General features: G+C 71.2%; 8 protein-coding genes. 4 read left to right on the plus strand and 4 right to left on the minus strand.

Annotated features, from left to right (window positions below):
* Positions 1-10: 10 nt before the first annotated feature.
* Complete coding sequence (locus tag AB7J25_RS20300; RefSeq protein ID WP_428511163.1) at positions 11-1,486, minus strand: sugar porter family MFS transporter; 1,476 nt, start codon at positions 1,484-1,486, stop codon at positions 11-13.
* Positions 1,487-1,711: 225 nt separating this feature from the next.
* On the minus strand, positions 1,712-2,878 hold the full coding sequence (locus AB7J25_RS20305; RefSeq protein WP_428511164.1) for an ROK family protein: 1,167 nt from the start codon (positions 2,876-2,878) through the stop codon (positions 1,712-1,714).
* Positions 2,879-3,334: 456 nt separating this feature from the next.
* On the opposite strand from AB7J25_RS20305, the gene AB7J25_RS20310 reads away from it, so the two are divergent.
* The gene (locus AB7J25_RS20310) at positions 3,335-5,176 is read left to right on the plus strand and encodes an alkyl/aryl-sulfatase (protein ID WP_428511165.1); all 1,842 of its coding nucleotides are present in this window, start codon (positions 3,335-3,337) and stop codon (positions 5,174-5,176) included.
* Positions 5,177-5,395: 219 nt separating this feature from the next.
* On the opposite strand, the gene AB7J25_RS20315 is transcribed toward AB7J25_RS20310, so the two are convergent.
* The gene (locus AB7J25_RS20315; RefSeq protein ID WP_428511166.1) at positions 5,396-7,039 is read right to left on the minus strand and encodes a flavin-containing monooxygenase; all 1,644 of its coding nucleotides are present in this window, start codon (positions 7,037-7,039) and stop codon (positions 5,396-5,398) included.
* Between the two features lie 99 nt (positions 7,040-7,138).
* Positions 7,139-8,950 (minus strand): sigma-54-dependent Fis family transcriptional regulator, encoded by a 1,812-nt coding sequence (locus tag AB7J25_RS20320; protein ID WP_428511167.1) that lies wholly within the window; start codon positions 8,948-8,950, stop codon positions 7,139-7,141.
* A 141-nt stretch (positions 8,951-9,091) separates the two neighbouring features.
* On the opposite strand from AB7J25_RS20320, the gene AB7J25_RS20325 reads away from it, so the two are divergent.
* The 3 genes from AB7J25_RS20325 (at position 9,092) to AB7J25_RS20335 (ending at position 12,437) form a co-directional block, all read left to right on the plus strand.
* Positions 9,092-10,153: an alpha/beta fold hydrolase gene (locus tag AB7J25_RS20325; protein WP_428511168.1), complete on the plus strand. Its 1,062-nt coding sequence runs from the start codon at positions 9,092-9,094 to the stop codon at positions 10,151-10,153.
* Positions 10,154-10,330: 177 nt separating this feature from the next.
* A complete protein-coding gene (locus AB7J25_RS20330) occupies positions 10,331-11,200 on the plus strand; it encodes a pentapeptide repeat-containing protein (protein WP_428511169.1) in 870 nt (289 codons plus the stop codon).
* A 397-nt stretch (positions 11,201-11,597) separates the two neighbouring features.
* Positions 11,598-12,437 carry an alpha/beta fold hydrolase gene (locus tag AB7J25_RS20335; protein WP_428511170.1) on the plus strand — a complete coding sequence of 280 codons (840 nt, stop codon included), beginning with the start codon at positions 11,598-11,600 and terminating at the stop codon, positions 12,435-12,437.
* Positions 12,438-12,744 lie beyond the last annotated feature (307 nt).

The following is a 12,744-nucleotide window of genomic DNA, read 5'->3' on the forward strand; positions in this document are numbered from 1 at the left end:
GAGCCTCCTGTCAGGCCGGCTTGGGGTGCGACACCGTCGGCGAGCTGACGCCGGTGTCCATGTCCTCGAGCTGGCGGCCCTTGGTCTCCTGCACGAACCGCAGCACGAACAGCAGCGAGAGCACGGCGAAGGTCGTGTAGAGGCCGTACGCGACGCCGAGCGAGAAGCCGGCGAGCACCGGGAACGACACGGTGATCACCCAGTTCATGGCCCACTGCCCCGCCGCGGCCAGCGACAGCCCCGCGGCCCGGATGCGGTTCGGGAACATCTCGCCGAGCAGCACCCACACCACCGGGCCCCACGACATGCCGAACGCGATCACGAACACGTTGGCCGCGACCAGGGCGACCGGGCCTGCGGCGCCGACGAGCATCAGCTTGCCCTCGGCGTCCAGCCCCGCCGTGGCGAAGCAGACGGCCATCGCACCCAGCGAGACGGCCATGCCGACCGAACCGATCATCAGCAGCGGCCTGCGGCCGATGCGGTCCACCAGCGCGATCGCGACGATGGTGGTGGCGATGTTGACCACGGACGTGAACACGCTGATCCCGAACGAGGAGCTCTCGGCGAACCCGACCGCCTGCCACAGGTCGTTGGAGTAGTAGAAGATGACGTTGATCCCGACGGCCTGCTGGAAGATCGACAGGAAGAGGCCCACCCAGACGACCGGCCACAACCCGCCGCCCGGCCGCCGCAGGTCGCGCCACGAGGGCTTGGTCGCCGAGTCCAGGGTCTGCTGGATCCGGTTGATCCTGATGTCGAGGTTCTTCTCGCCGAGCAGGGCGGAGAGCACCTTGCGCGCCTCCGGGATGCGGTGGCGGGCGATGAGGAAGCGGGGCGACTCCGGGATCGTGTTGGCCAGCACGCCGTAGACGACGGCCGGCAGCGCCATGCACAGGAACATCCAGCGCCAGGCCGCCATGCCGAGCCACAGCTCCTCGGCCGCGCCCCCGGCGAGCTCGGCGAGCACCCAGTCCACCAGCAGTGACAGGAAGATGCCGAGCACGATGGCCAGCTGCTGCAGCGAGCCGAGCCGGCCGCGGATGCGGGCGGGCGAGGTCTCGGCGATGTAGGCGGGGGCGATCACCGAGGCGATCCCGACACCGACGCCGCCGATCACCCGGCCGGCGATGAGCACCTCGAGGTTGGGCGCGATGCCGGTGACCACGGCGCTGACGAGGAACAGCACCGCCGCGATCTTCATGACCCGCAGGCGGCCGATCCGGTCGGCGATCCGGCCCGCCGACATGGCGCCTGCGGCGGCGCCGAGCAGGGCCGACGCCACGGCGAAGCCCAGCGGGCCGTCGCCGATGTCGTACACCTGCTTGATCGAGCTCGTGGCCCCGTTGATGACCGCGCTGTCGTATCCGAACAGCAGCCCGCCCAGTGCGGCGACCGACGCGATCCGGATCACGCCGCGGCCGGTGCCCTCCTCGTCGTCGTCGAACACCGACGGTTCGTCGCTGATCGGACCGTGTTCGCTCATCGGGCAGGCCTCCTTTGGCCGGTCGCACGGCGAAGGGCATCCGCTCGGGCTCCCGTCCGGGCCGGCCCGTGCGCGACTGCAGGCGACGCCCCCGGGCGCGCAGCGGATGAGTGAGTGACGCATCGCGCGTCGAACCGTGACGGTAGTCACTGGTTAACTTATGAACAATCGTCCAGTCGTATGACGCTCAGATGTATCTACCTTGTAGATCAATCCGATGCACGGTCAGCCGAGCGCCGCGGCGGACTCGAAGGCGAGCGTGATGCCGCCGAGGACGTGCGCCCGCGCGCCGAGCGTGGCGGTCGTCAGGCGGATGCCGTCGACGGCGCTCGGGACGCCGCAGCGCGCGATCACCTGCCGCATCGGCGCCAACAGCAGGTCGCCCGCCTGGGCCAGCTCGCCGCCGACGATGATCATCTCCGGGTTCACCAGGTTGCACAGGTCTGCGACGGCGCGCCCGACCTGCAGGCCGGTGTCCCCGATCGCCCGGGCGCACGCCCGGTCCCCGCTGCGCGCCGCGGCGACCACCTCGCCGATCGAGAGCTCGCGGCCGACGACCGGGCGCAGCAGGTCGACCACCCGGCGCGCCGCCACGACCGTCTCCAGGCAGCCGCGGTTGCCGCAGCGGCACAGCGCGCCGAACTCGTCGACCGTGGTGTGGCCGATCTCGCCCGCGGTGCCGTTCGGGCCCCGGAACAGCCGCCCGTCGACGATCAGCCCGGCGCCGACGCCCTCGGAGAGCTTGAGGTAGGCGAGGTTCGCCGTCCCCGCCCCGCAGCCCCAGCGCAGCTCGGCGAGGGCACCGAGGTTGGCGTCGTTGTCCACCGTGACCGGGCGGCCGAACGCCGCTCCGGCGAGCGTCGCCGCAGGCAGCCCCACCCAGCCGGGCAGGATCGTCGGCGAGCCGACGGTGCCGGTCCGGCTGTCGATCGGCGCCGGAAGCCCCATCCCGATCCCGGCCAGCGACCCGAGGTCCGCACCCGCCTCGGCCAGCACCTCGTGCAGCAGGCGGGCGGCGACCGCCAGCCCCTGCTCGGCGGGCAGGTCCTGCGCCAGGTCGGCGCGCCGCTCGGCGATGATCCGGGCCTCGGCGTCGGCGAGGGCGACCATGACGTGCCGGTGGCCGTAGTCGATGCTCGCGGCGAGGCCGCTGCCCGCCGGGCTCAGCCGCAGGATCCGGCGCCCGCCCGAGTCGTCCACGGCGACCATCCCGTCGCGCAGCAGGTCGCGGACGATGTTCGACACGGTCGCCGGGGCGAGCCCGGTCTCCCTGGCCAGGTCGGCCTGGGTCGGTGTGCGGCCGCGGCGCAGCTCGCCGAGGATCCGCGCGCGGTTCGCCCGGCGCAGCGCGCCCTGCGAGCCGGGCCGATCGGCCGCAGCCTGCCCGCTCATCCCCTCGCCCTCCTCGGCACTCCCGCCCCGGCACCGGCCCCGGCAGATCAACGGCCGCAGACAGACGGTACTGGCCGCGTCCGGCGCGGACCGCCGGACGTGACACCACACAAGCGCATCCGCGCCGGACGTTCAAGAAGTGAACGTCATGCTGGCCCGCAGGGTTCCCGCCGCAGCGCCCGGGCGACGAGGTCGTCGCGGGGCCCGGGCGCGAGGTCGTCGCGGGGCCCGGCCCCGCCGACGATCACGCACACGTGCGAGCGGCGACACACACCCACGGGCGGTCACACACACGGCCGACCCTGTGTGTGACCACCACCGGATGTGTGCCACCACCACGGGGACGGAGCCACCGGCCCATGCCGGCTCATCCGCAACGTGTGAGTCAGGCCCCGGCGACGGGGTGCGAGTCTGGCGACGACGACCCGACGGACCTCATCCAGGGGGACACGCAGCATGTCGACGACCGATCTCACCGCCCTTCCGTTCGGCGACACCGCCGACTTCGATGCGACCGAGCGGGGGTTCGTCGCGGCAGGTCGGTCGGTGATCCGCGACGCCTCCGGCGAGGTGGTCTGGGACAACGGGTCGTACACCAGCTTCCTCACCGGCGAGGCGCCCGACACCGTGCACCCGAGCCTGTGGCGCCAGTCGATCCTGTGCGCCAGGCAGGGCCTGTTCGAGGTGACCGACGGGATCTACCAGATCCGCGGCTACGACCTGTCCAACATGAGCGTCATCGAGGGCGACACCGGCGTGATCGTCATCGACCCGCTGATCTCGACCGAGACCGCGGCCGCGGCGCTGGCGCTGTACCGGGAGCACCGCGGCGACCGGCCGGTCGTCGCCGTGATCCACACCCACAGCCACGTCGACCACTTCGGCGGCGTGAAGGGGGTCGTGTCGCAGGCGGACGTGGACGCCGGGAGGGTCCAGATCATCGCCCCGGAGGGCTTCCTCGAGCACGCGATCTCGGAGAACGTCTACGCCGGCACGGCGATGGCCCGGCGCGCGGGGTACATGTACGGTGCCGCGCTGCCCCGCGGACCGCGGGGCGGGGTCGGCGCCGGGCTGGGCCAGACCACGTCGACCGGCACCATCACGCTGATCGACCCGACCGTCACGATCACGACCACCGGTCAGGAGATGACCGTGGACGGGGTGCGGATGGTGTTCCAGATGGCCCCCGGCACCGAGGCACCCGCGGAGATGCACTTCTACTTCCCCGAAAGGCGTGCGCTGTGCCTGGCGGAGAACTCCTGCCACACGCTGCACAACCTCCTCACGCTGCGCGGTGCGCAGGTGCGCGACCCGCACATCTGGGCGCACTACCTCACCGAGGCGATCGAGATGTTCGCCGACCGGTCCGACGTGCTGTTCACCTCCCACCACTGGCCGACCTGGGGAACCGGAAACGTCGTCGAGTTCCTCGGCGTGCAACGCGATCTCTACGCCTACCTGCACGACCAGACCCTGCGCCTGCTCAACCGCGGCTACACGGGGCCCGAGATCGCCGAGATGATCGAGATGCCGCCCGCCCTGGAGCGGGCCTGGCACACCCATGGCTACTACGGCTCGGTCAGCCACAACGTCAAGGCGATCTACCAGCGCTACCTCGGCTGGTACGACGGCAACCCGGCCCGCCTGTGGAAGCTCCCGCCGGAGGAAGCCGCGACGCGCTACGTCGAGTTCATGGGCGGGGCGGACGAGGTCGTGGCCAAGGCCCGCCGCTGCGTCGAGGCGGGCGAGCTGCGCTGGGCCGCCGAGGTGCTCGACCACGTCGTGTTCGCCGAGCCGGACCACGCCGCGGCCAGGAGCCTGCTGGCGGACACCTTCGAACGGCTCGGCTACGGCTCCGAGAACGGCACGTGGCGCTGCGAGTTCCTCTCCGCGGCGATGGAGCTGCGCACCGGCAACTTCGGCACCCCGACCGCGACCGCGTCGGCCGACATCGTCTCCCACCTCAGCCCTGAGATGCTCTTCGACGCCCTCGCCGTCCAGGTCGACGGGCCGAAGGCCTGGGACCTCGACCTCGCGATCGGCTGGAACCTCCCCGACCATGGCACGTCGTACCGGATGACCCTGCGCAACGGCGTCCTCACCCACGTCGAGGGAAGCAACAAGCCGGTCGCCCTCACCCTCACCGTTCCCGCAGCGGCGTTCATCGCCCTCGCGGGCGGCGACATCGGCGCCGCCCGCGCCGCCGGTCTGGCCGCGGACGGTGACGAGAGCCAGCTGGCCACGTTGTTCGGCGTCCTGCAGCCCGGCGACCCGGACTTCGACATCGTCCTGCCGTGAGGGTCCGGCCGCGCGCACGGACCTGGCACACACGTGCGGACACGTGCGGACACCCACACACACCGCCAGGCGCCCGCACACACCGCCGACGGCATGTGCGAGCACCCCGAGACATGTGCCAGCATTTCCCTGCACGAGCGGCCGGATTCGCGCCCGGCCAACTGCACGGCCATGGCCACGGCCGTGCAGTGCGCCGACGCGCCGTCGAGACCTACGCCGCTAGCTCCGGCGGAAGGCCGGGTACCCCGCGGCGGCCTCCTCGTCGCACTTGCCGCGGTAGGTGCCCACCCCGCCGATGTAGGACAGCAGGCGGCGCGGCTTGCCCGGGACGTTGGAGCCCATGTACCAGGAGTCCGTCTTCGGCACCAGCGTGGCGTTGGCGAGCTCGTCGTGGTGGGTCACCCAGGCGTCCTGGCCCTCCACGGTCGGCTCGATCACCGTCTTGCCGTCGGCTCGCAGTGCGCGGATCGCGTCGCTGATCCACTCAGTCTGCTGCTGCAGGCAGGTGGTCATGTTGCACAGCGCCGCGGAGGGCGCCAGGGGCACCGCGGTGGTGAGCATGTTCGGGTAGCCCTCCACCATCAGCCCCATCGTGGTGCGGATGTCTCGACCCCAGTCGTCGGCCAGCGCGCGACCGTCGCGGCCCTGGATGTCGATCGCGGCCAGCGCACCCGTGCCGGCATCGAACCCGGTGGCCAGGATGATCACGTCCAGCTCGTGCACGGTGCCGTCGGCGAGCTCGATGCCCTCCGGGACGATCCGGGTGATCGGGTTGTTGCGCACGCCGACGAGGTCGACGTTGTCGCGGTGGTAGACCTCGAGATAGTTGCGCTCCAGCGGGACCCGGTGGGTGCCGAAGCCGTAGTCGTTCTTGGTGGGCACGAGGATGTCGATCAGCCGCTGGTCCCGCAGCCGGTCGCGCATCTTCTGAGCGACGAACTCGGAGACCTCGGCGCTGACGTCCTCGAAGAAGAACATCTCGGCGAAGCCGGCGAGCCAGAGCCGGAACGAGCCGGAGTCGTAGCACTCCTCGAAGATCTCCCGCCGTCGCTGCGGGGTGCAGTCGGCCCAGGTGTGCTCGAACTCGTAGTCGAAGCCCGCGAACGTGTACGGGATGGTGGCCTTGATCTCCTCGAAGCGGCTCTTGTACCAGGCGTGCTCGGCCTCGCCGTAGCTCGGGTTCTTCATCGGCAGCACGTACTGCGGGGTCCGGGCGAACACGGTCAGGTGCCCGACCTGCGAGGCGACGGTCTGGATCACCTGGATGCCGGTGGCGCCGATGCCCACCACGCCGACCGCCTTGCCGGCGAGCTCGACCTTCTCCTTCGGCCAGCGGGACGTGTGGAAGATCGGCCCGCGGAAGCTGTCCTGGCCCTCGAAGAGCCGCTCCATCGGGGCGGAGAGCATGCCGGCGCAGGTGATGAAGAACTGGGTGTCGATCGTCTCGCCGCCGTCCGTGCGGACGGTCCAGCGGCCGCGGCCCTCGTCGAAGTGGGCGCTCACGATCCGGGTGCCGAACTGGATGTCGCGGCGCAGGTCCAGCCGGTCCGTGACGTAATGCAGCCAGCGCTCGATCTCCGGCTGGCCCGGGTACTTCTCGCTCCAGCTCCAGTCCTTGTAGAGCTTCTCGTCGAACAGGTACTGGTAGCAGTAGGACTCGCTGTCGAAGCGCGCGCCGGGGTAGCGGTTCCAGTACCAGGTCCCGCCGACGTCGGACGCGGCGTCGTAGGCGCGGACGCGCAGCCCCTGCTCGCGCAGCTGGTGGAGCTGGTACAGCCCGGCCACACCGGTGCCGAGCACCATCGCATCCAGCTCGAGGACACCGCCCGTACTCGGCGTCGCGGTCTCGGTCGCGGACGTCATCGTCGTGCACCTCCGTCGGGATCTGTCTCACGAACGGCTCCAGCATGGGCGGTGTCCCAGTGGGGCGAGGTGTCCCAGGATCGGACGTCTTGCGGCGGCTCAGTCGGTGATGCCGTAGCGCTGGATCTTGCGGTACAGCGTCGAGCGGGCGAGACCGAGCGCCGCAGCCGCGGTGACCCGGTTGCCGCCCGCCTCGCGCAGTGCGGCCACGATGGTGTCGCGCTCGGCCCGGTCGACGGCGCGCAGCTCGCCGCGCGGCATGCTCTGGCAGTACTCGGGCAGGTCGCCCGGCTCGATGCAGCCCACCGGCCGCCGGCGCAGGGCGGCGGCGAGCGCCTCCCGCAGCTGGCGCACGTTGCCGGGCCAGCCGTAGCGGCCGACCAGCCGCATCGCCTCCCGGGACAGCCGCACCTCGCGGTGCGGGGCCAGCTCGGCGAGCAGCGACCCCACCAGCGCGGGGAGGTCGCTCGAGCGGTTGCGCAGCGCGGGCACCGCGGTGGACGCCCCGAACCAGGACAGCAGGGCGTTGTGCTCCGGCCCCACGCGGCGCAGCTCCCCGGCGGTCGCCGCGAGGACCGGGCTCCCGGGCTCGTCGGCGAGCGCGTCCACCAGCATCTCGACGGTGCCGGCGGTCAGCCGGTCGATGTCGCGCAGGACGGGCAGCGTCGGGCCGGTCGCGCAGCGCCGCAGCCGGGCGACCGCGTCCTGCGGCGCGGCCTCGACCTGCTCGGCCTCGAGGGCGACCGCGCGGCCCCCGTCATGGACGAGCCGGTGGACCTGTGCGAGGAGGGTGAACCGACCCGATCCCGGTTCGCCGATGACGAGTACCGACGAGCCGGCCAGCAACGACGACTCGACGGTCGCCGCGGCGGACCGCAGGGCGGGGCAGGCGCTGCCCGGGACCGGAGCCGACGGCACGGCGTCGACGCGGATCGACGGCTGCCGCCCGCCCCGCGGCGCGCTGACAGCGGGCCCGGCGACGTCGACCACGTCGGTCTCGTCCAGGATGGTGACCACGCCGACCATCCCGGCGACGTCGTCACCGACCGTCACCGTCGACCCGCGCAGCCGCACGCGCGCGCCCGACGGCAGGTCGACCCGGTCGTCCACGGTCGGCCTGCGCTGCATCAGGAACCGCACGTGGTCCTGCAACGCCTCCCGGTCGTCGGGGACCAGCAGGTTCTGCAGCGGCGCGTTCGCCACCACGGTGCGCTGCCCGACGGCCAGTACGGCCTGCCTGCTGCGCGCGTCGAGACGGGCGTAGAGGTCGAACAGCGCTCGCTGGGCGAGGTCGCGGTCGGTCAGCAGGTTGTGCTCGATCTGCGCCGCCGCGGAGCGCACCAGCGAGCGCATGAGCGGCGTCGAGTGATCGCTCAGGCAGCTGATGTCCAGCACGCCCGCGATCCGGCCGGTGAGGGGGTCCCGCACGGGCGCGCCCGCGCAGGCGAAGGGCTGCAGGGCGTCGACGAAGTGCTCGGCTCCGACGATGTGCACGGACTCGCCGAACTCCAGCACCGTCCCCACGCCGTTGGTGCCCATCGCGCCCTCGGCGTAGTCGAAACCTCGCGCGAAGTACACCCGGTCGGCGATCCGCCCGAACCAGGAGCTGCTGTCGCGGCGGGCGAGCAGCCGGGCGCGTTCGTCGGTCAGCGCGACGCACACGGGGAGGTCGTGGAGCTGCTCCACGAGCTGGTCGATCACCGGTCGAGCGCACCGCACGAGCCGCGAGTCGAAGTCGAGGTCGGTGTGGTAGTCGCTGTTCACGACGTCGGGCCGGACCCCGCTGGAGACGCTGCGCCGCCACGACGCCGCCACGTGATCGGGCACGCCGCGCAGCCGGGCGTCCGCACCGTCGAGGAACTCGGCACGGGCGGCCGCGAGCAGGAACCGCCGATCGGCGAGGTCGTCCACGACGTCACCTCCTTGTGCTCCCCGTCACATCCTGCGCCACCGGGCGGCCGCGCGCGGTGTCCGACTTTGGGACATCTCGCGGTGCGGAACATCGGACACGCTGGCCGCACCCGCCGCCGAGAGCCTCGACAGGAGTCCGTCATGGTCGACAACCCCTTCTACAGCCCCGAGTTCCACGGTGACTACGAGATCGCCTCGATCGGACGGCTGGAGCTGGAGGAGGGCGGCGTCATCCCGGACTGCCGCCTGGCCTACACGACCTGGGGCGAGCTGAACGACGCCAAGGACAACGCGATCCTGATCACCACCTGGTACTCGGGCACCCACCAGATCTGGCGCGACGTCTACGTCGGCCCCGACCACGCGCTGAACCCCGAGCGCTACTTCATCGTGTGCATCGACCAGATCGGCTCGGGCCTGTCGACCTCCCCGCACAACGCCGACGGGGCGAACGCCGAGATCGCGATGTCGAGGTTCCCGCACGTCCGCATCGGCGACGACGTCGTCGCCCAGGAACGGCTGCTGCGCGAACACCTCGGGATCGAGAAGCTGCAGCTCGTCGTCGGCGGCTCGATGGGCGCCCAGCAGACCTACGAGTGGGCGGTGCGGTTCCCGGAGAAGGTCCTGCGCGCCGCCCCGATCGCCGGGACGGCGCAGAACACCCCGCACGACTTCCTCTACACGAAGGCCCTGGTGGAGGCCATCACCTCCGACCCCGGCTTCAACGGCGGCGACTACACCTCGAACACCGAGGTCGAGGCCGGGTTGAAGCGGCACGCCGGGATCTGGGCGGTCATGGGCTTCTCGACCGAGTTCTGGAAGCAGGAGGTCTGGCGCGCCCTGGAGTTCGACAGCAAGGAAGCCTTCATCGCGGGCTTCCTGGAGCCCTACTTCACCGTCATGGACCCGAACGACCTGCTGGCGATGGCCTGGAAGTGGCAGCGCGGCGACGTCGCCCGGCACACCGGCGGCGACCTGGACGCGGCGCTGGGCCGCATCACCGCGAAGACCTTCGTCATGCCCGTCGACGAGGACATGTTCTTCCCCGTCCGCGACTGCCGCGCCGAGCAGGAGCGGATCAAGGGCAGCGAGCTGCGGGTCGTCCAGGACGTCCTGGGGCACCTCGCCCTCTTCGGCGTCGCGCCGACCTACATGCCGCAGATCGACCAGCACCTCGGCGAGCTGCTCGCCACGCCCGTCTGAAGGGACCGCGAACCGTACTGAAAGGTCGTTCCGCTGCCGAGACATTCTGCGGCCCGGTAGAACCGTGCAATGCCGAGGAGACACGTACGACGACAGGCACTGCGAGCACTGCTGTGGGCGTCCGTTGCCGTAGCGGTCGCTGGGCTGGCCGTGCTGACGGCGTGGGCCGTCTGGTGGGTGCCGCAGGCACTGTACGGCTACGTGCCCGACCCAGCGAACCGAGCCGGCGTCGAAGCGACGACCCGCACCGGGATGATCGCAGGGCTCGCCGGACTGGCGGCGCTCGGCAGCTTGGCGCTCACCACCCGCACCTACAGGCTGGCGCAGCAAGGCCAGTTGACCGATCGCTACACCAAAGCTGTTGAGCAGCTTGGCGACGACAAGCTCGACATCCGCCTCGGCGGCATTTACGCCCTGGAGCGAATCGCCGTGGACTCGACACGAGACCACCCGACCATCGTCGAGGTGCTCAGCGCCTACGTCCGAGAACACACCGCCCCCGTCCAGCGGATGCGGCCCGCCACACAGCCCTCGTACGGAGGCGAGGTCGCGGCAAGGGCTGGAGCCGCATCACGACGCCGACGCCCCCGGACAGCCCATCCTCCGATCTCGCCACAGCACGTGAAACTGGGGAGCGACGTACAGGCAGCGCTCACTGTGCTCGGCCGGCTACCCGGTCGACCTGGGGTGACCCGAGCCGACCTCAGCGGGGCAAACCTCACCGGAGCGTGGCTCGAAGGAGCGAACCTCACCGGGGCCTTGCTCCTCGGGGCAAACCTCACCGGAGCCGCGCTCATCGAGGCGAACCTGACCGAAGCCCAGCTCGGCATGGCGAACCTGACCGAGGCCAATCTCAGGTTGGCAAACCTCACCGGAGCCTGGCTCGGCGGGGCGAACCTGACCAAGACCCGCCTCGGCGGGGCGAACCTGGGCGGGGCCAGCCTCGGCGGGGCTGAAGGCCTGACCCATCAGCAGCTCGACGTTACCCTCGGCAACAGCCGAACCACGCTTCCAACGGGGCTGCGCCAGCCAGCCTCATGGTCGTAGACCCAATGGCTGCTCGGAGTTGATGAGACGCTTCCGCGGCGCGAAGACCGCCCGTCCGAGCCACTGGCCGGGTGAGAAGCCCGAGGGATGGGATGGAGAAGTCCGGGAGGTAGCTCGCGCAACCACGATGACGACCCTGGGCCCGCGCAGAGCGCCCGTCACCGCGGCCGGAGGCGGTCTCCATGAGGACTGTTCGATGAGTTTTCGCCCGGTCAGTAGTCCATCGTCGAGAAACCAACCATGGACGGGCACGTTCGGCGCAACACAGGCCATCGGGACGCCCTTGGGCCGCCGCATCCGGCGTCACCGGTCCAGCGATGCAGACCTGGAGGACACGATGCATCCGGCGACCCACTCGTTCCACACGTCCCGGCCGCGGCATCGCGACGGCGGGGGCGTGACGACGGTCGAGACGAACGGCGTCACGCTCGGGATCGAGCAGTTCGGCGACGCGGCGGCACCGCTCGTCCTGTGCGCCGGCGGCACGACCATGCTCTCTTGGCCCGACGAGCTCTGCGAGGCCCTCGCGCGCGGCGGGCGTCACGTCGTGCGGTACGACCTGCGCGATTCGGGCGCGTCGCTGACCGTCGATCCGGAAGCTCCGGCGTACACGCTGCGCGACCTTGCCGCCGACGCGGCAGCGCTCGCCCGCGAACTCGACGACCGGCCGGCACACCTGGCGGGCATCGGCGTCGGCGGGATGGTCGCCCAGGTCGCCGCGCTCGACCACCCGGACGCGTTCTCCGCGCTCACCCTCGCCGGAACGCGACCCGTCGCCCCCGGCCCGGTCGATGACGACCTGTCCGACCATGACGCGGCGACGATGGGCCGTCTCTTCTCGCGCTCGATGCCCGACTGGTCCGACCGCGACGCGGTGGCGGAGTTTGTCGCTGTTGGCGCTGAGATCCTCGGCGACGATCCCGCCGCTGCCCGCGCTGCCGCCGAGCGCAAGTGGGACCGCGCGCCGAGCACGGTGCCCGCGGTGCAGATGGCCAACCAGCTGGGCATGGTGTTCGCCAGGCTCGACTGCACGCCGCGCTGGCGCGAGCGGCTGGCCGAGCTCGCGATGCCGGCGCTGGTGGTGCACGGTCGTCACGACCCCTTCTTTCCCGTTGGCAACGGCGAAGCGCTCGCCCGCGAGATCCCCGGTGCGCGGCTGCTCGTACTCGAACGGGCCTCGACGGCGATCCCCGCTGCGGTCGCCGGTGAAGTCGCAGCGGCGATGCTTGCCCTCTAGGTACTCACAGTCCTGGCCGCACCATCCGGATCCGGCCACTTGCACGACGTAACCCGACGACTTCGCCTGGGCAGCCTGCTCGGCCGTACCGAACCCTCGGATGCGGGTCTTGACAGCTCCGCTGCACGGACAAATACTCACATCTGAGCATTCGTTCAGATGACCAAGGAGCGCCATGACCCAGGCCGCCGCCGCTCACCCCGGCACCCTCGCCGTCCCCGCCCCGATCCCGCTGCGCGAGATCGCCCCCTGGGCCCTGTTCGGCGGCGTGGTGCTGCTGATGCTGCTCTACCTGGTCGGCATGGAC

The sequence above is a fragment of the Pseudonocardia sp. genome (assembly GCF_050246655.1).
GTDB lineage: Bacteria > Actinomycetota > Actinomycetes > Mycobacteriales > Pseudonocardiaceae > Pseudonocardia.